Source organism: Kaistella sp. CFF1-2, from assembly GCF_059509915.1.
In genome coordinates this window covers 700826-720900 of record NZ_JCAKLF010000001.1, presented here as the reverse complement: position 1 = coordinate 720900, position 20075 = coordinate 700826, and the positions used below count along the sequence as shown (strand labels likewise).

Here is a 20075-nt window from a genome sequence, read left to right as displayed (position 1 = left end):
GCTCCGTTTTTTAATTAAGAAGTTGGTTTGGTTTGTGGCGGAATAACGTTGAGTAATTTCTCGGTAACCAAATCCGCAGCTTCGTCCAAACGTCGTTGAACCAAAGCTTCATCATTTGATTTGAAGACAATTCCAATATGATGGTCGAGTGTTATGTATTTATGAACTTCATCCGAATCAAATGGAGTTGTGTCTGGATTTTTTTCGTTGGCTAGTGAAATTAACAAGCCAGCCGAAAACCCCGTAGGTTTAGCTAACGTATATTCTTTTTTGTTGAGTAATGAATTTTCTAGTCGAGCCCATTCTCGCCAAATATTTATTCCTGTCGCCGCTTCTACCAAATCAGGAATATTGGCGCCGCCAACTCGTGAAGAGGTTTCGAGAAAATAGTATTTACCGTCGGTTCCACGAATAAACTCGGTGTGTGTAGCTCCGTTTTGCAATCCGAAATTATGAAGAACTTCTTCGTTGATTTTACTTAATTCCGCAAATTCATCGGAATAGCGATTCAATGTTTTTGTTCTGAAAACGCCACCATCATGCGAAACGCTCATCGGTGGAGCTAAGTATTTTGAACAGCATGTAAACACAATGTCTTTATGATACGTTAAACTGTCAACATGATAAACATCGCCCGGTTTAAAGCTTTCAAGAAGAAAAAGATGACGTTCTTCTTTCAGATTTTCAATGGCTTGCCAAAGATCTTCCTTGGTGTGAAGCTTTTTAATTCCACTAGCTGAGGCTTCCGAACGAGGTTTCAGAACCCAAGGTGGAGAAACTTTTTCAACAAAAGCAGTAACATCATCATTATTAAATATAGATGTGAATTCTGGAACTGAAATTCCCGTATCTAAAGCTTGTTGACGCATGGCTAATTTATCACGAAAATAACGATGCGTGGTTTGTCCCATCCCTGGAATACGGAATGTTTCTCTGATTAATGCTGCTTTTTCAACATCATAGTCATCCAAAGCAACGACGGCACTTACTTTTCGTGTCGTAAGTAAATGGGAAAATCCTTGAACCAAATGCTCCATATTCCAAACGGAAGGAGCGCTTTCGTTCATATAAAATGTTTCGTCTATTGCGTGCCACGGCCAGTTTTTATCACGAAGTTTCGATGATGTAATTAGGATGACTTTATTCCCTAATTTTTTCATCTCGTCCATGAAATCATATCCTTTATAGTAGCAGGAAATACAAACTATCGTTTTCTCCTCCATATTCATACATTAAAGTGTGTGGATTTATCGGTTTCGTGCGTCTGATGTTGCTAGAACGACATAAGAAATCAGAAACTCTAATGTAATAATACAGAGAAATTTTGATATTTAGATCAATTTTATGCTAAATTTTCAATAAAATCAATCAATAATTGAACACCGTAACCCGTTGCTGCTTTTTCTTTTGAATAATTGGTATTTCCGAAAGCGACTCCAGCAATGTCCAAATGTGCCCATTTTACTTCATTTTCTAAGAAATGTTCAAGGAATTTTGCGGCAACGATGCAGTCGCCAACTGGTTTCATAGAAATGTTCTTAAAATCAGCAACATCGGATTTGAAATCATCATTCCAAACATCCCACATCGGCATATTCCATAAACGCTGATTGGTTTTGTCGCCTGAAGTTATCAACGCTTTTTGCAAACCTTCATCATTGGAGAATAAGGCTCCACAGGTATCACCAAACATTCGCACGGCGCTTCCTGTAAGCGTTGCAAGGTCAATTAAATATTCGGTTTTGAAGTTTTTCGTATGGTAGGCTAGGGAGTCTGCAAGCGTCATTCGGCCTTCGGCGTCGGTATTTAAAACTTCAATTGTTTTTCCATTATACGCTGTTACCACGTCACTTGGCAAGTACGCTCGATCTGAAACCGCATTATCAGTCACGGGCAAAATCGCAATAATATTAATCGGAAGTTGAAGTTTTGCAGCAGTAATTAAAGTTCCGATAACGGCTGTTGCGCCTCCCATATCTGATTTCATATAATGTAAATTTGCAGAACCCTTAATGGAAATACCTCCCGTGTCAAAAAGAACGCATTTCCCAATTAAACCAATGGTTTTTGCATTTTTCTTTCCGCCGTTATATTTAATAATGCTAAATGCACAATCCTCTGCGCTTCCCTGATTCACGGCTACAAAGGCACCTAATCCTAACTTTTCCGATTCCTTACGATTGAAAATTTGAAGATCAAATGCAAATTCTTTGGATATTTTCTTCAGAAAATCGGTAACTTGAGGTGTTTTTTTGAAGTTTGCGGGTTTGTTTAACCAATCCATCGCAGCAAATTGCCCAGTGCAAAATGCGTCAACTTTTTGGGCAAGTTTTTCATTCGATTTTTTGGTTGAATTTGGAATATCTAGTTTAAATTTTGAGTTCCAAATTGGATGTTTTTCCGAAAATGGATATTGGTACGAACCTAAAAATAATCCTAAAACAAAAGCTTCCAGATCAGATGGATTCAAATCACTAACGATATTGGATTCAACCGATTGAATGTTTTTTGAATAGGCTGAAGAAAACTTTTCGCCGACTTCTTGAAGTTCGAAAGTCTTTGGATCGCTTCCTAAACCAATAAGAAACTCCGTTTTGTTTTGATGCGTTAAAACGAAAAATTCTTTCTTCTTTCCGCTAAAAAAATGTTGAATTTCAGTAGGATATGAAGCTGATTTTTCTTTCCATTGGTCTTCTGAAAAAAGGCTGAATGTTTGTTTTGCGTTTTTTGATTTTAGGATAAAAGGATTGTTTTTCATTGTGTTTAAGATTGTATTGGTGCTACTTCTACAGGGTTTTCGGTATTGTCATAATAAAGCCATTCAATCGCTCGTGGGAACTCTTGTGACCAAAAATATTCGTTGTGCGTTCCGTCTGGATTGATGCTTTTTCGAATTTGGAAATCAAATAATTTTTTGTCTTCCCATTCTTTTAACTTTTCTTCAAAGGTGAAAATTCGATTCACCATTTGCGAGCCTTCCAATTCGCCTCCATAGAGATAAACTTTCGTTTTATACGGATTTTTAAAGGTGAACATCGGGAAATTATTGTTCGGTTCCACCCATAAAGAGGGTGAAAAAATCAACAATTTCGAATACACTTCAGGATATAAAAAACCACTGTAAATACTGATTAAGCCTCCAAGTGAACTACCGCCAATTCCGGTGTGTTCGCGGTCTTTTTTGGTTCGGTATTTTTGGTCAATAAACGGTTTTAATGTATCGGTTATAAAACGTATGTATTTTTTTCCTTCAGAACCTTTGGAAACATTGTCGTTATCGAAGATGTACTCATTGATTCGAGATTCTTTTCCATGATCAACCGCAACGACAATAAGATCGCCACGACCGTATTCAGTCAGGATGGAAAGTTTTTTATCGATTTCCCAATTTCCGTACAAACTTCCTTCGTTAAATAGATTTTGAGCATCGTGAAGGTACAAAACAGGATACTCTTTTTTGCTCGTGTGATAATCGTGCGGCAAAAGCGCCCAAACTTTACGATATCGATCCAATTGTGGAATGTAGAATTCTTCCGCAACAACTTCTGCAATTGGAAAAAGTTCTTTTTTGAAGGGTCCCCAATTCAAACGCCATTTTGTAACAATATCGTTTGTTTTTTTGTCTTTTTTTAAGGTTTTTCTGTTGGGTGTAATGGAGCCATATAGATCCAGTTCAACGTTTTCCCAGCCTCCTTTGGTGAATTTATATTCAATTTTTTCTGGTAGAATTTCGTCTTCGATTTCTATAAAAAAATGATTTTCATCCTTTTGTTGAAGGATATAGGTTGCATCTTTGGGATTCCAAGCATTGAAATTCCCGGTAATGTATATTTTTCGGTCGTCTGTATCTAAAGTTTCGAGATTAAAAATCATGGGTTTACATCTGCATTTTTCAAAACCTTAAAAGTAGAAAAATTATGCGGTTTTTTTGTGGGAAAAGTTTTGAAATTCAATATAAAAACCTTCGTATTTAATTTCATTTTTAAGCAAATATGAATTATTTATGAATCAAGTGTCGTGTTACAGCGGATTTGAACGTCAAAAATGAATTATTTACTAAGACTTGATCTTTTTCTTAATTTATTTTTAAAAATCGGCATTGCTTCAAAGAATTTTGTAAATTTAAGAATTGAGAACAAGTGATTGATAAATCCGATTTTATGAACGCAACCCAACCTTACACTTTATTTACGGACCACGATATCTTTTTATTTCGAGAAGGAACGCATAGTCGTTTGTACGAAAAAATGGGTTCGCATTCGGTTGTGGTGGATGGAAAAGAGGGTGTTTATTTCTCGGTTTGGGCGCCCAATGCTAAAGAAGTTTCTGTTATTGGAAATTTTAATCAATGGAATTCGTTTGCGCATCCGCTTTATCCAAGATGGGATGGTTCTGGGATTTGGGAAGGCTTTATTCCGGGTCTTTCTTGGGGAACGGTTTACAAATATGCCATTAGAACGCGTCAAGGTGTTTTATTGGAGAAAAGTGATCCGTACGCTTTAAGCTGGGAGCAAAATGTTCAAGCCGCGTCTTTGGTTTCTACGAATTGGTTTGAATGGAACGACCAAGATTGGATGGCAAAACGTTATCAATTTAATAATCTGAAAGCGCCTATTTCCGTTTACGAAATGCATATGGGGTCTTGGATGCGAGGTATGGATGATCCAAAACGATTCTTCAGTTATCGTGAAATTGCAGAGCGTTTGATTCCCTATCTCAAAAAAATGGAGTTCACGCATGTGGAGTTTTTGCCCGTGATGGAGCACCCGTATGAACCTAGTTGGGGTTATCAAATTACTGGTTTCTTTGCGGCCAATTCACGTTTTGGATCGCCTCAAGATTTAATGTTTTTAATCAACGAATTGCATCGAAACGATATCGGTGTTTTTCTGGATTGGGTTCCGTCACATTTTCCTGGAGATGCGAATGGACTTCACTTTTTTGATGGAACGTTCTTGTACGAACATGAAGATCCGCGAAAAGGATTTCATCCTCAATGGAACTCACATATTTTCAACTACGGACGAAATGAAGTGAAATCGTTTTTGATTTCCAATGCCGCTTTTTGGTTGGATCGCTATCATGCAGATGGTTTAAGAGTAGACGCGGTGACTTCGATGTTATATTTAGATTATGCTCGAAATGAAGGCGAATGGGAGCCAAATATTCGCGGCGGAAATGTTAATCTTGAAGCAGAAGCTTTTCTAAAACAAATGAATACCACGGTGTATCGTGAGTTTCCAGATATTATAACGATTGCGGAGGAAAGTTCAGATTTTCCAAACTTAACCAAGCCTGTTCACAATGGTGGAATTGGCTTCGGAATGAAATGGATGATGGGCTGGATGCACGATACGTTGGATTATTTCAAAGAAGATCCCGTGCATCGCAAATACCATCATCATAAAATTACGTTTCAGTCCATGTATGCGTTCAATGAACATTACATGATGCCCTTGTCTCACGACGAGGTCGTTCATGGAAAAGCCAGTATGATTTACAAAATGAAGGGGGACGAATGGCAAAAATTTGCCAATTTAAGGACACTGTATACGTTTATGTTTACACATCCTGGCGCAAAATTATTGTTTATGGGTAATGAAATTGCACAAACGTCAGAATGGAATTTTGCCGCATCGCTTGATTGGCATCTCTTAGATTATCCTGTTCATCAAGGTTTAAATGACTTTGTTAAAGCTTTAAATCATCTATATAGATCAGAAAAATCTTTGTACGAATTGCAATTTAACCCAAAAGGATTTGATTGGGTTGAAGCCAATGATGAAGATAATTCGATTTATGTTTATCTTAGAAAAGGGGAAAATCAGGGTGATGAAACCATGACGATTTTAAATTTAACACCTCGAGTTTTAGACTATAAAATTGGTGTTGAAGAAAATAGTACGTGGAAGGTGATTTTGAATTCGGATGAAGAACGATTTGGGGGAAGCGGAGTTCATGCGGAGGTTTTACAAGAATTTGATTCGGATTGGATGAATAAACCGAATTCAATTTTAGTTCGCTTACCAGCTTTGTCAGGTGTTGTTTTGAAAAGAATGGCTGATAAACCAAGTAAAAAAGGCAAATTGGAAGCCAAAGCATTTAAAAAACTAAAGCCAATTAGATTGAAATCTCCTAAAAAATAAAAAACACGATTGAGTTTAGAAATAAAAATCGCAAGCCAATGACGATATATCATTTGAGTATGGAATGCTATCCTGTAGCCAAAGTTGGCGGTTTAGCAGATGTGGTGGGAGCGCTTCCCAAGTATCAAAACAAAATAGAAGGTATAGATGCGAAGGTGGTGATGCCTTGGTACAATAAACCTTTTGTTCATGATCATGATTTCGAATTGGTTTTCGAGGGCTATATTCATCAGAAAGATCAAATGCATCAAGTTCAAATACTGAAGGAACGTTCTAATACGTTGGGTTTCGACTTGTTTTTGGTGAAAATTCCAGGTTTGCTAGATCGTGATAATCCGTATGGTTATTGGGATGAAAGCCAGCAGTTTTTAGCTTTTCAACACGGTGTTTTGCATTGGTTGTCAGCGATGAAAATTAAACCCGATATTCTGCATTGTCACGATTATCACACAGGTTTGGTTCCTTTTATGATACAGCATTGTCCAGAATTTAGCTTCTTGAAAGGAGTAAAAACGATAGGGACAATTCATAATGGTGAATATCAAGGGCAAATGCGTTGGTCGATGCTCGATTATTTCCCTTGGGTTGATGGAAAATCGAATTTAGGTTTACTAGATTGGGCAGGTTATATTAACCCTTTAGCAGCGATGATTAAATGTTGTGATGCGTTTAATGCGGTTTCAGAAGGATATTTGGAAGAACTTTTTCAATCGTTCAAAGGTTTGGAAAAGTTGGTTCAACAGGAATATGCAAAAGCGTACGGAATTATTAATGGAATTGATACCGAAGTTTGGAATCCCAAAACGGACGATTTCTTGGCTGTGAATTTCGATAATGAAACGGCTTTAGAGGGGAAATGGAAAAATAAATTGGACTTGTGTAATGAGTATAATTTAAATCCAGATTTGCCACTTTTTGCTTTTATTGGGCGCTTTGCGGGCGAAAAAGGAGCTGATTTTCTTCCTGATATTGTTTCAAAAAGTATTCAACAGTCCAAAGGTGCTTTGAATATTATTATCCTTGGTTCTGGCGATCCTGCTATTGAAAACGCATTAAAAGGTTTGAGTTATAATTACACCAATTTCGCGCTCGATTTAGGGTATAAAGAGTATTTGTCGCATAAAATCTATGCATCAGCCGATTTTCTACTGATGCCATCGCGAGTAGAGCCGTGTGGTTTAAATCAAATGTATTCGATGCGTTACGGAACAATTCCGATTGTTCGATATACAGGCGGTTTGCGTGATACCGTTGAAGATGTTTCTAGCGGTGGTGCTGGGATTAATTTCGCAAATGCGGGTGCCGATGATGTCGTTCATGCCATGCATCGCGCACTTGGGCTATACTACAACACGGGATACATGAACGAATTGGTTCATACCAATATGAGTTTTGATTTTTCTTGGGAAAATTCAGCTCAAAATTATTTGAAAATGTACTCTGTATGAGTAAATATTTTGTAACTTCAATACATAAATCTATAAAGCAATAACACTTGAAAATGAGTAATAATGTAATCTCAATTGTTTTAGGTGGTGGTAGAGGAACTCGCCTTTTTCCATTAACTTATTCCCGTTCTAAACCTGCTGTGCCTATCGCAGGAAAGTACCGTTTGGTGGATATTCCGATTTCCAATTGTTTGAATTCGGGCTACAATAAAATTATGGTTCTTACGCAGTTCAACTCTGCTTCATTGAACTCGCATATTAAAAATACCTATCATTTTGACACGTTTAGTCGTGGTTTTGTAGATATTTTGGCGGCAGAACAAAATGTGGATAGCGATCAATGGTTTCAAGGAACTGCAGACGCGGTTCGACAAACCATGAAGCATCTTGAAAAATACGAATACGATCATATTTTGATTTTGTCTGGGGATCAATTGTATCAAATGGATTTCCGTGAAATGATGAAATTTCATGAAGATAATGGGGGCGATATTACTATTGCTACTATTCCCGTTAACGCCAAAGATGCAACCGGATTTGGAATTTTGAAAGCCAATGATGATGGCGTTATTACCTCGTTTATTGAAAAACCAGATAACGATATTTTAGGGGATTGGAAATCCGAAGTTTCTGATGCGTCTCGAAGTGAAGGAAAAGAATATCTCGCTTCAATGGGAATTTATATTTTCTCAAAAGGCGTTCTGAAAAAAATTTTTGCTGAAGATAAAGGGGACGATTTCGGTAAAGAATTAATTCCAAATGCGATTGAAAGAGGCTATAACACCTTGAGTTTCCAATACAACGGCTACTGGACGGATATCGGAACAATCGATTCGTTTTTTGATGCTAATTTAGATTTGTGTCAAGATTTTCCGAAATTCAATTTATTTAGTTCATCGCCTATTTACTCAAGAGCGCGAATGCTTCCACCTTCTAAAATATTAGGATCGTATGTTAATCGAGCGATTTTTGGAGATGGATGTATCGTCATGGCTGATAAAATTGAAAATTCAATTATCGGAAACCGAACACGTATTGATAAAGGAAGTACGGTTGTTAATTCGTACATCATGGGATCTGATTATTATCAAAATACGAATGATATTATTGAAAAAGACCAGGTTGGAGCACCAAATCTGGGTGTCGGAAAATACTGTTATATAGACAAAGCAATTCTAGATAAAAACTGCAGCATCGGGAATAATGTTCGCATTATTGGAGGAAAACATCTTCCTGATGGAGATTTTCACACGCACTCGATAAAAGATGGAATCGTTGTTGTGAAAAAGAATGCCGTAATAGAACCAGGAACCCAAATTGGTTAATAGACAAATGAAATAGAAAGAGTACGAAAGTGCTCTTTTTTTTGTGTGCAAGAATGTTGTATAGCCGTATTTTTAATCCTAATTTTGTCGGATGCGTTGGTTCAAATTTATGGTACTCATCCTTCTCGCTCTGTTCGGGATTTATACAGCAGTCATGTATTTTTTTGTGGATGAAAGCAAAACCTTTACAGTAGAAAAAGAGATTGATTATCCTATGGAAAAGGTTTTTCCACAGTTTAATAATTTTCAGAATTTTGTTCGTTGGAATGCGTATTTTTCCAATGAAAAAAACTTGAATATTGACTATTTTAAACCTTATGAAGGGCAGGGAAGCGCTATTCGTTTTCGTGAAATAAAGGGCGATAAAGCTGGAGAAATGTATATCCGATATGAGAATAAATTCAAAACGTTGAAATACCAACTTTTTGAAGATGAGGATAACAATCCGTACGTGATTGATCTTAAATTCAAAGCAATTTCGGATACAAAAACCAAAATAACATGGTATGTACATTCTCCGAAATTACCGTTGTTACAACGTCCTGTCAACTTTTGGACAGAAGAAGAATTTGTCGAGAATTTGGAAAAAAGTATGACCAACCTTAAAAATATGTTGGCCAATAAAGTGGATAAAGACGAGCAACTTCAGAACATTAAATACGATTCCGTCATGGTGGATCAGTTCGAGGGACAGTTGCTTCTGGGAGTTAACGTAAGTACATCCAATAAGAAAGATGCATTGCAGAAAAATGTTGTGATGAATTACAGCAAAGTGTTCAATTTTGTCACCAGCGATCTAGGAAAAGGCGAAGATGAGGTTGGGCTTCCAGTGATGATTAATGAAGCTTCTAATTTTAAAGATAAAGAAGTGTCTTACTATATGGGAATTCCGCTATCAAAACGTATCGGAGTTTCCGATAATAATTTCAGTTTCCGAACACTTAATGCAAGCAAAGTGTATACAATTTTTTACAAAGGAAGCTTTGCGGGAAGGCAAAATGCGATCTCTAAGTTGCTTCAAAAGGCGAAAAAAGACACCATGCGACACTTAGACTTAATGCAAACGTTCATTGAACCTCCAGAAGAAAATTCGGATGTGATGATGAAAATGGAGCTACCAGTCTTTAAATAGGTTTAATTAGTAAAATCAATGACTTATTTTGGCCGTATCCAACCAAAATTTATTAGATTTGTGGATTACCAAAATTAGAAAAATAGACATCGAAAATAATGGACAGATTTTCATTTTTGAATGCAGCACATTCGCAGCTGATTGAAGATTTATATCAGCAGTACAGAAAGCATCCAGACTCCTTAGAACCCTCATGGAAAGCCTTTTTTCAAGGTTTCGACTTCGCTCTAGAAAACTATGGCGATGAAGATTATTTTGGGAGCGCACCGGTAGCTTCTGGTGCTAATGTGGTGCAACAAGCACAACAAGCTTCGGCTAACGGAGAAGTTCCGGAGGACATCCGAAGAGAGTTTAAGGTGGTAAACCTTATTGAAGCCTACCGATTAAGAGGTCATCTTTTTACAAAAACAAACCCTGTTAGAGAGCGCAGACATTATCAGCCAACGTTGGATATCGAAAATTTCGGTTTAACGAAGGAAGATTTGGGAAGAAAATTCAACTGTGCGGTGCAAACTGGGATGAAGGAAGCTTCTACTTTACAAGAGATTATTACGCATTTGGATAACATCTATTGCGATTCTATCGGGGTAGAGTATATGCATATTCACAATGTGGAAGAACGCGATTTCATTCGTAGATTCCTACAGGTCAATGAAAATCATCCCTCGCTTTCAGCTGAAGAAAAAACGGAAATTTTACATAAACTAAATCAAGCCGTAGCTTTTGAAAATTATTTGAACACGAAATTTGTTGGTCAAAAAAGATTTTCATTGGAAGGTGGCGAATCGCTGATTCCTGCTTTAGATCAATTAATCACGAGATCTTCAAAATTAGGAGTTCAGGAAGTGGTTTTGGGTATGGCACACCGTGGTAGATTAAATGTTTTGACAAATATTTTTGGTAAATCATACAAGCAAATTTTCTCAGAATTCGAAGGGAAAGAGTTTGAAGAAGATGTGTTTTCTGGTGATGTGAAATATCACTTAGGTTCTACCAACACGATCAAAACGGCAAATGGAGAAGAGGTGATTATCAACTTAACGCCGAATCCATCGCACTTGGAAACCGTTGCTGCATTGGTAGAAGGGATTTCTCGTGCAAAAGTGGATAACAAGTACCACGATTTCAATAAAGTTTTACCAATCATCATTCACGGTGACGGTGCAATTGCTGGACAAGGAATTGTGTACGAAGTTGCTCAAATGATGACTTTAGAAGGATATAGAACAGGTGGAACAGTTCATATCGTTGTGAACAATCAAGTTGCGTTTACAACCAATTATACCGATTCTAGATCGTCTATTTATAGCACGGATATTGCGAAAGTAACGGACTCTCCAGTAATGCATGTGAATGCAGATGATGTAGAGGCAGTCGTTCACGCATTGCATTTCGCTGCAGAATTCAGAGCTAAGTTTGGAAAAGACGTGTACATTGATCTTTTAGGATACAGAAAGTACGGTCATAACGAAGGTGATGAACCAAGATTTACGCAACCTCAGTTGTATAAAACAATTTCAAAACATCCAAATCCAAGAGAAATCTACAAAGAGAAATTGAAAAATGGAAATGTAGTTTCGGATGAGGTTTTAAAGAAAATGGAAGTTGAATTCAAAGCGCTTTTAGATAAAGATTTTGATGCTTCTAAAGAAATTGAACGCAACACCATGGAGATTTTCATGGCAAATGATTGGAAAGATTATGCGTTCTCAAGAAAATCGGAAGTTTTAACTCCAGTTGATACGAAATATCCATTGGCTCAATTAAAAGAATTGGCGGTGAAAATGTCAACGCTTCCAGCGGATAAAAAATTCATCAATAAAATCACAAGATTGTTTGATGCTCGTTTGAAGATGATTGATTCGGATAGCATTGATTGGGCTGTTGGTGAATGGTTAGCGTATGCAACTTTATTAACCGAAGGTAAAAACATTCGTATTTCGGGTGAAGATGTGGAAAGAGGAACGTTCTCTCACAGACACGCCGTTGTAAAGACAGAAGATAACGAAGAAGAATACATTCCGTTACAGCATGTTTCAGATTCGAAATTCCATATTTATAATTCTCATTTGTCAGAATACGGAGTTTTAGGATTTGATTATGGATACGCAATGGCCTCTCCAAACACGTTAACGATTTGGGAAGCACAATTTGGTGACTTCGTAAACGGAGCCCAAATTATTATCGACCAATATTTGGTTGCAGCGGAAGAGAAATGGAAAATCCAAAACGGATTGGTGATGTTGCTTCCTCACGGTTTCGAAGGTCAAGGTGCAGAGCATTCTTCGGCTCGATTAGAAAGATTTTTAGCACTTTGTGCAAATGAAAATATGATTGTGGCTAATTGTACAACTCCAGCCAACTTCTTCCACATGATGAGAAGACAAATGAAATGGAGTTTCCGTAAGCCATTAATCGTGATGTCGCCAAAATCATTGTTGAGACATCCAAAAGTGGTTTCGTCTCTTGAAGATTTAGCTGAAGGACAATTCCAACCGATTATTGACGATGCAACAGCAGATGCTTCTAAAGTGGAAAAATTAGTTCTTTGTTCTGGTAAATTATACTACGAATTATTGGCGAAGAAAGAAGAAACCAACGACGAAAGTGTTGCTTTAGTTCGTTTGGAGCAAATATATCCGCTTGATAAACAAAAATTAGATGAGCTTTTTGCGAAATACAACCAAAGAACATCTCTAGTTTGGGCACAAGAAGAACCAGAAAACATGGGAGCTTGGACGTTCATCTTGAGAAATCTTAGAGATACAGGAATCGATGTTGTAGCACCAGTTCCAAGTGGATCGCCTGCGCCAGGAAGCCATAAAATGTTCGACAGAAATCAGTCGGGTGTTATCAATCGCGTTTTCGAAAAAGCAAGCAACACTGTAAAAGCGTAAGTGAAGAATAAAAATATAATCGTAAAAAATAAAATAATATACCGATGTCAGTATTAGAAATGAAAGTTCCTTCGCCGGGAGAATCAATCACAGAAGTAGAAATCGCTACTTGGTTGGTAAAAGATGGCGACTATGTTGAAAAAGATCAACCCATTGCTGAAGTAGATTCAGACAAAGCAACTTTAGAACTTCCTGCGGAAGAAAGTGGTGTGATCACTTTGAAAGCAGAAGAAGGTGACGTTGTACAAGTAGGACAAGTGGTTTGCCTTATCGATATGGCTGCTGCTAAACCTGAAGGTGGTGCTGCAGAAGCTCCAAAATCAGAAGAAAAACCTGCGGAAGTAAAAGCAGAGGCTCCAAAAGCGGAAGCTCCTAAGCCAGCTGAAAAAGCAGCTCCAGCTTCTTATGCAACAGGAACTCCTTCACCAGCAGCTAAGAAAATCTTAGACGAAAAAGGTCTAGATGCTGGTGCAGTTCAAGGAACAGGAAAAGACGGTAGAGTTACAAAATATGATGCAGAATTAGCTTCCGTTCCAGCAATGGGATCAGCTCCAGCTGGTGGTTCTAGAGGAACAACGACAACTAAACTTTCTGTATTAAGAAGAAAATTAGCTTCGAGATTGGTTTCTGTGAAAAATGAAACAGCAATGTTAACGACGTTTAACGAAGTGGACATGTCTGAAATTTTCAGAATCAGAAAACAATACAAAGAAGAATTCGCTCAGAAACATGGTGTAGGTCTTGGTTTCATGTCTTTCTTCACGAAAGCGGTTACTAGAGCTTTACAATTATTCCCAGATGTGAATGCATCTTTGGATGGTGATTTCAAAACAAACTACGATTTCTGCGATATTTCAATTGCAGTTTCAGGTCCAAAAGGATTAATGGTTCCTGTATTGAGAAATGCAGAAAACATGAGCCTTGCAGGTGTTGAAGCCAACATTAAAGCATTAGCGGAAAAAGTACGTGACGGAAAAATTACAGTTGACGAAATGACGGGAGGTACATTTACAATTACCAATGGTGGTGTATTTGGATCGATGTTATCTACGCCAATCATCAACCCGCCACAATCGGCTATTTTAGGAATGCACAACATTATTCAAAGACCAGTTGCAGTGAACGGTCAGGTTGAAATTAGACCAATGATGTACCTTGCAGTTTCTTATGACCACCGAATTATCGACGGTAGGGAGTCTGTAGGATTCCTAGTTGCGGTGAAAGAAGCGCTAGACAATCCGGTTGAATTCCTTCTTGGAGGTGACGAAAAGAAAGGTTTAGAACTTTAAAATACTTAAAATCCTGCATCAAATGCAGGATTTTTTTGTAATAAATTTATGAGCTGAGTTGTTTTACTTTGTATGATCGAGTATTGATAAATCAAAGGCTATGTTTTCAAAAACCACAGATAATATTAGGGTAAGCGTAATGCCCGACTATGATGAGAAAAACAGCAATCCATCCGAGAACCGTTTTCTTTTCAAATACTTTATCAATATTGAAAACTTTTCCGCAGTTCCAATAAAAGTATTGAGAAGACATTGGATTATTTACGATGTTGGATTTGGCTTCACTGAAGTTTCGGGGGAAGGCGTTATTGGCTTAACTCCTGAAATCAAGTCTCAAGATGATTTCACCTATTTTTCAAACGTTTTTTTACGATCAGGAATCGGACACATGGAAGGAAGTTATTTGATTGAGAATTTGGAAAACGGAGAAACAAAAAGCATCGAAATTCCCAAGTTTCATTTAATGGCGACGATGTTGAGTAACTAAAGCGGTTTAAAATTCGTCTTTAGCAAACTTTTAATTTCATCATTGGAAGTCAACATCAGGCGCTCGAAGCCCAATAAAGCTATTTTTGCGCAAACTTCGGCATCATCACCTGCTCTGTGGTGATTAAATTTGATTTGATGAGCTTCTGCAAGAGATTTCAAACCATATTTCGGGATGTTCTTCCAAGACTTTTTAGCAACTTGAATGCTGCATAAATAGTCCATTTTTGGTTTGAAAAGACCATAATAATCCAAACAGCCACGTAATACAGAAGCATCAAAAGAAGCATTATGAGCGACAAAGAAATTTCCGTAAAGCAATTCTTCCGCTTCGTACCAAATTTCATCAAATGTAGGAGCATCTGCGACTTCTGAAGGCGTAATGCCGTGAACATCGATGTTTCTTGGATGAAAATACGGAAAAGAAGGTGGCTTAATCAACCAAGTTTTGGTTTGAACGATCGTTCCATTTTCAACCACAGAGATTCCCAATTCACAAGCGGAATGCCGCTCATGAGTTGCTGTTTCAAAATCGATGGCACAAAAATCTATCATTCGTGTTTAAATAAAGTGTTTAAATATAAGCCATTTGGCTTGATAATATTTGGATATTTGATGCTTTCCTCGTCGTTGTAAGGTTCCAATTGCTTGGCTGTAAAATCCAAAGTGCGCACGTACAACCGCCCATAAATGCGGAAATCCCATTTTGATTCCAAAATAAATTCCCGCAACGCCATCCAAACATAATCGGAAGAAAATCAACCAAATTAATTTGGGAAAAGGCAGGTTTTTTAAAAGTGTGGAAAGATTATTTCGAATATTTAAATAGGTTTTTTGAGCTGAATTTTTATTCAAAGTTCCACCACCAACGTGGAAAACAACCGATTCGTAAGTGTAAAATACTTTCTTCCCAGAATTAATTATTCGCCAACACAAATCGATTTCTTCCTGATGCGCAAAGTAGCGCTCATCGAAACCATTTTGCTCCCAAAAAACATCCGATTTAATGAACAAAGCAGCTCCCGAAGCCCAAAAAATTTCACTAATATCATCGTATTGACCTTCATCTTTTTCTATCGTATCAAAAACGCGACCTCGACAATAAGGATATCCCAAATTGTCCATCATTCCGCCTGCTGCACCCGCAAATTCGAAATAATTTTTTTGATGATAGGATTTTATTTTTGGTTGAACAGCAGCTATTAACGGATCTTTTTCAAAAATTTTAACTGCTTTTTCGACCCAATTTTCGGTGACTTCAACATCCGAATTCAACAGACAATAAACATCTGCTTTAATGGATTTTAAACCTTTGTTGTAGCCTTTTGCAAAGCCAAAATTACCTGAATTCTGAACAATTTTTATTGCTGGATAATTGCTTCCTACAAACGCCAAACTGTCATCTGAACTTTGATTGTCGATGACATAAATTTCTTCATTTTGAGAATGTTCAACGACAGAAGGTAGAAATTTTTCTAACCAATGTTTTCCGTTGAAATTGAGGATGGCTATGGCTGTTTTCACTAAATCATTCGTTTAATTAGGTCGGTATATTTCCAACGTTTATGCGACCAAAGATAATTGTCGGGATGCTTGTTAATGGTGTTTTCCAACAAGATATGGAATTTTTTTACCACTTCCAATTCTTGGAAACGCTCACCATCAGGATATATTCTGTAATAATTAACTTGATAGAATCCGCGTTTTACTTTTTTCATTTCGCAATACACAAATGCGAGATTCATTTTGGTTGAAATCTTATCATAGCCAATAAAAACGGGTGTTTTCTGATTCAAGAATTCGGTTCCGATATTCACGGCATCGGCTTTTGGAGACTGATCCGCAACAAACATATAAATAGAATTCCCGTTGTTAGGTGTTTTCAACATATGGCGCATCACTTCACGCGATTCTACAGATTCGTTCCCAAAACGATTTCGAATGGCAACAATTTCCTTACCCCAAAATTCATTTTTCACCTTCTTGTAAACCGGATGCGAATTTTCTTGAGGAACCATATTTGCTAATCCCGTAAACCACTCCCAATTAAAGACATGCCCCGTAAGCAAGACGATGTTTTTCCCTTCGGCTTTGGCTTCCTTAAAAATATTTTGATTGATATGCTGAACACGAACTTTCAATTCATTTTCAGAAATTGTAAGCGCTTTTAGAGTTTCAACAATATAATCGGCGAAGTTTTTGAAAAATTGCTTTTCAATTTTTTTAATTTCTTCTTTCGATTTTTCAGGAAACGAATTGCGTATATTTTCATAGACTACTTTTCTTCTATAGCCTATTATATAATAGTTTAGAACAAAAAATAGATCCGAAAATACATACAGAATTCCCAGCGGAAGTTGAGAAAATAATTTGACTATGTAAACTAAAATCTTCATGAAGTGTGCAAATTTACGAATAATTCGTATTTTGGATTCGTTTTTGTAATAGCAAAGGCTGAAGTTTAATTTAATGCATAAAAAATAAATGAAAAATACATTCAACAAAGCTTTGTTTTTAGGTGTTTTGGGACTTTCAACACTAAGTTTTGCCCAAACCACGACGACTGCAGATGCTCAAGCTGAAGCCAAACAAAAGGCAGCAGATGAAAAAGCCAAACTTGGAAAACCGTATAACGACAAAGAAAATGCGGAGGAAAAAATCACTGAATTAGTGAAGAAAGCCCAAGCAGAGAATAAAAATATTATCCTTCAAGCGGGTGGAAATTGGTGTATTTGGTGCCTGAGATTCAATCAATACGTTCAAGATACGCCAGAACTAAAGAAAATTGTGGATGACAATTATTTGTACTACCACCTTAATTATTCGAAAGAAAACAAAAACGAAAAAGTTTTTGCAAAATATGGTAATCCTGGAGACAAATTCGGATACCCCGTTTTTATTGTTTTAGATAAAGATGGGAAAATGATTCACGTTCAAGATTCTGCTGTTTTAGAAGATGGTAAAGGATATGGACTGGAAAAAGTAAAAGAATTTTTCTCAAAATGGGTTCCCAAAGGCTAATCAAATCGATATAAAAAATCCGGAAGCAATTCTGGATTTTTTTTTACATTATTTTTTTCAGCCAATTCTTCTTTTTCTCTGTATATGGCGGATATTTCAAATCAGGTTCGCCCCAAGTTGCCTTATGTAGAATGGCTTTGTGATGACTAAACGTGTCAAATCCAAACTTTCCATGATAACTTCCCATTCCCGAATTTCCTACGCCTCCAAAAGGCAAATTTTCGTTGCTGATGTGCATGAGAACATCGTTAATACAACCACCACCAAAAGATAATTTATCCATAAAAAGACGTTGTTCGCTTGAACTGTTAGAAAACAAATACGCTGAAAGTGGCTTTTCCTTAGATAAAATCATGTTGATGGCTTCGTGGAAAAATTCGTACGTAAGAACGGGAAGAATAGGACCGAAAATTTCTTCTTGCATGACGGCGTCATTCCAAGTAACATTTTTAAGAATTGTTGGTTCTAGATAACGTGTTTCTGCATTTGATTTTCCACCATAATAGATTTTCTCCGGAGAAATAAAACTCTGCAAACGTTCAAAATTTCTTGTGTTGATGATGTTTGTATAGTTTTCTGAACCTTCAGAATAGTTGAATTTTTCGATATACTGTTTTAAGTATTCAAGAAATTTTTGTTCCGACTTTTTAGAAACTAAAATGTAATCTGGAGCGATGCACGTTTGACCTGCATTTAAAAATTTTCCCCAAACGATGCGCTTTGCAGCCAATTCAAAATTGGAATCATCCGAAATAATAGCTGGCGACTTTCCTCCCAATTCTAAAGTGACAGGCGTTAAATGTTTTGCAGCCGCTTCGTAAACAATCTGACCAACTTTTGTACTTCCTGTGAAGAAAATCTTATCAAATCGTAATTTCAGAATCTCCGTTGTTTCTGGAATTCCACCAGGAATTACATGAACATAATTCTCTTCAAAATTCGTATTAATCAACGTTTCCATGGCTTGCATCGTGTGATTTGCAATTTCACTTGGCTTTACAATACAGCAATTTCCAGCTGCCATAGCCGCAATCATTGGACAAATGGTTAATTGATACGGGTAATTCCACGCTCCAATAATAAGCGTGCAACCAAGAGGTTCGGGGATAATTTGGCTACTTCCAGGAAGATTCACCAAGTTGGTTCGCACCGATTTTGGCTTCGAAAGTCGATTAAGATTTTTTAGAAAATAGTTAATTTCATTGTATATAAATGAAATTTCCGTGAGATACGTTTCAATAGCTGATTTTCCAAAATCCTTTTCTATCGCCTTATACAGTAAATTTTCGTTATTTTGAATTGCTTTTTTTAGCTTTTCCAATTGTCGTTTTCGGAAGGAAATATCTTTCGTGGCTTGGGTGCTAAAAAATTCGCGTTGTTGCGTTAAAATATGTTGATAATTCATTTTTCCGTGCGCTTAAAATTGTAATTTTAGGATTTCTAAGTTAAAAAATATCCATGGAATTTAAAGATAAAGTCGTTTTAATCACCGGTGGTTGTTCCGGAATTGGTAAAATTATGGCTCGCAAATCACTTGAGCGAAGCTGTAAACATCTGATTCTTTTGGATATTAATGAACAAGGTTTGCAGAATGTGAAACAAGAATTCAGCCATTTTGGAAAAACAATTTCTACGTATCCTATTGATTTGGGGAATTTGGCCGCGATAATTTCCGTTGGTGCTCAAATAAAAACTGATATTGGAAGCGTGGATATTCTCATAAATAACGCAGGAGTAGTTACTGGAACCTATTTTCATGAACATTCGCACGAACAAATTGAATTTAATATGAAAATCAATTCTTTGGCTCCAATGCATTTAACTCGTGCCATTCTTCCTGGAATGATTTCTCAAAATCGAGGTTCGGTTTGTACCGTAGCATCGTCTGCAGCTTTGGTTTCTAATCCTAAAATGTCAGTTTATGCAGCTTCAAAATGGGCAGCAGTGGGGTGGAGCGACAGCGTTCGATTGGAAATGGAAAAACTGAAAAAGAATATTCACTTTACCACGATTATGCCGTATTACATCAATACAGGGATGTTTGATGGAGTAAAATCAAAGTTAATTCCCATTTTAGATCCGGAAAAAACTTCAGAAAAAATTATTCGAGCAATTGAAAAGGAACGCAAAATGTTGGCTTTACCACTTCCGTTTTGGTTTATTCGACTGTCGCAAGGGATTCTCCCGTTAGGCCTTTACGACTGGGTTATGGAACATATTTTCGGTATTTACGAAACAATGACAGATTTTAAAGGAAGAAAATAAGCTTCCTTTTTTTAGCTCCAATTGTGTTAAAATTTGTTAAAATCAATCAATCGTTTGATTAATTTT

At 36.9% G+C, this 20075-nt stretch carries 16 protein-coding genes; 9 read left to right on the top strand and 7 right to left on the bottom strand.

Annotation, left to right across the window (positions count from 1 at the left end):
• Positions 1 to 14 precede the first annotated feature (14 nt).
• The 3 genes from AC5XHR_RS03320 to AC5XHR_RS03310 form a co-directional block, all read right to left on the bottom strand.
• The gene (locus tag AC5XHR_RS03320) at positions 15 to 1229 is read right to left on the bottom strand and encodes an ATP-grasp domain-containing protein (RefSeq protein ID WP_495949356.1); all 1215 of its coding nucleotides are present in this window, start codon (positions 1227 to 1229) and stop codon (positions 15 to 17) included.
• 113 nt (positions 1230 to 1342) lie between these two features.
• A complete protein-coding gene (locus tag AC5XHR_RS03315) occupies positions 1343 to 2758 on the bottom strand; it encodes a M17 family metallopeptidase (protein ID WP_495949355.1) in 1416 nt (471 codons plus the stop codon).
• Positions 2759 to 2763: 5 nt separating this feature from the next.
• Positions 2764 to 3873 carry an alpha/beta hydrolase-fold protein gene (locus AC5XHR_RS03310; protein ID WP_495949354.1) on the bottom strand — a complete coding sequence of 370 codons (1110 nt, stop codon included), beginning with the start codon at positions 3871 to 3873 and terminating at the stop codon, positions 2764 to 2766.
• Between the two features lie 287 nt (positions 3874 to 4160).
• On the opposite strand from AC5XHR_RS03310, the gene glgB reads away from it, so the two are divergent.
• From glgB to apaG, 7 genes are all read left to right on the top strand, one after another.
• Positions 4161 to 6146: a 1,4-alpha-glucan branching protein GlgB gene (gene glgB, locus AC5XHR_RS03305; RefSeq protein WP_495949353.1), complete on the top strand. Its 1986-nt coding sequence runs from the start codon at positions 4161 to 4163 to the stop codon at positions 6144 to 6146.
• Positions 6147 to 6184: 38 nt separating this feature from the next.
• Complete coding sequence (locus AC5XHR_RS03300; RefSeq protein WP_495949352.1) at positions 6185 to 7594, top strand: glycogen synthase; 1410 nt, start codon at positions 6185 to 6187, stop codon at positions 7592 to 7594.
• Between the two features lie 53 nt (positions 7595 to 7647).
• Positions 7648 to 8919, top strand: coding sequence for a glucose-1-phosphate adenylyltransferase (locus AC5XHR_RS03295; protein WP_495949351.1), 1272 nt, complete (start codon positions 7648 to 7650; stop codon positions 8917 to 8919).
• 109 nt (positions 8920 to 9028) lie between these two features.
• Positions 9029 to 10051: an SRPBCC family protein gene (locus AC5XHR_RS03290; RefSeq protein WP_495949350.1), complete on the top strand. Its 1023-nt coding sequence runs from the start codon at positions 9029 to 9031 to the stop codon at positions 10049 to 10051.
• Between the two features lie 98 nt (positions 10052 to 10149).
• Positions 10150 to 12948, top strand: coding sequence for a 2-oxoglutarate dehydrogenase E1 component (locus AC5XHR_RS03285; RefSeq protein WP_495949349.1), 2799 nt, complete (start codon positions 10150 to 10152; stop codon positions 12946 to 12948).
• 44 nt (positions 12949 to 12992) lie between these two features.
• On the top strand, positions 12993 to 14237 hold the full coding sequence (gene odhB, locus AC5XHR_RS03280) for a 2-oxoglutarate dehydrogenase complex dihydrolipoyllysine-residue succinyltransferase (RefSeq protein WP_495949348.1): 1245 nt from the start codon (positions 12993 to 12995) through the stop codon (positions 14235 to 14237).
• A gap of 100 nt (positions 14238 to 14337) precedes the next feature.
• Positions 14338 to 14724 carry a Co2+/Mg2+ efflux facilitator ApaG/CorD gene (gene apaG, locus AC5XHR_RS03275; protein WP_495949347.1) on the top strand — a complete coding sequence of 129 codons (387 nt, stop codon included), beginning with the start codon at positions 14338 to 14340 and terminating at the stop codon, positions 14722 to 14724.
• Here apaG and AC5XHR_RS03270 read toward each other — a convergent pair.
• The 3 genes from AC5XHR_RS03270 to AC5XHR_RS03260 are packed head-to-tail and all read right to left on the bottom strand — an operon-like array spanning position 14721 to position 17140.
• The gene (locus AC5XHR_RS03270) at positions 14721 to 15278 is read right to left on the bottom strand and encodes a 3'-5' exonuclease (protein WP_495949346.1); all 558 of its coding nucleotides are present in this window, start codon (positions 15276 to 15278) and stop codon (positions 14721 to 14723) included. The genes apaG and AC5XHR_RS03270 overlap by 4 nt on opposite strands.
• Positions 15279 to 15284: 6 nt before the next feature.
• Positions 15285 to 16247 carry a glycosyltransferase family 2 protein gene (locus AC5XHR_RS03265; protein ID WP_495949345.1) on the bottom strand — a complete coding sequence of 321 codons (963 nt, stop codon included), beginning with the start codon at positions 16245 to 16247 and terminating at the stop codon, positions 15285 to 15287.
• On the bottom strand, positions 16247 to 17140 hold the full coding sequence (locus AC5XHR_RS03260; RefSeq protein ID WP_495949709.1) for a lysophospholipid acyltransferase family protein: 894 nt from the start codon (positions 17138 to 17140) through the stop codon (positions 16247 to 16249). Before AC5XHR_RS03260 ends, AC5XHR_RS03265 begins: the two co-directional genes overlap by 1 nt.
• Before the next feature lie 67 nt (positions 17141 to 17207).
• On the opposite strand from AC5XHR_RS03260, the gene AC5XHR_RS03255 reads away from it, so the two are divergent.
• A complete protein-coding gene (locus AC5XHR_RS03255) occupies positions 17208 to 17744 on the top strand; it encodes a thioredoxin family protein (RefSeq protein WP_495949344.1) in 537 nt (178 codons plus the stop codon).
• Positions 17745 to 17787: 43 nt separating this feature from the next.
• Here AC5XHR_RS03255 and AC5XHR_RS03250 read toward each other — a convergent pair whose 3' ends face one another.
• Complete coding sequence (locus tag AC5XHR_RS03250; protein WP_495949343.1) at positions 17788 to 19149, bottom strand: aldehyde dehydrogenase; 1362 nt, start codon at positions 19147 to 19149, stop codon at positions 17788 to 17790.
• 53 nt (positions 19150 to 19202) lie between these two features.
• Between AC5XHR_RS03250 and AC5XHR_RS03245 the strand changes: the two genes are divergently transcribed.
• The gene (locus tag AC5XHR_RS03245) at positions 19203 to 20009 is read left to right on the top strand and encodes an SDR family oxidoreductase (RefSeq protein ID WP_495949342.1); all 807 of its coding nucleotides are present in this window, start codon (positions 19203 to 19205) and stop codon (positions 20007 to 20009) included.
• Positions 20010 to 20075 lie beyond the last annotated feature (66 nt).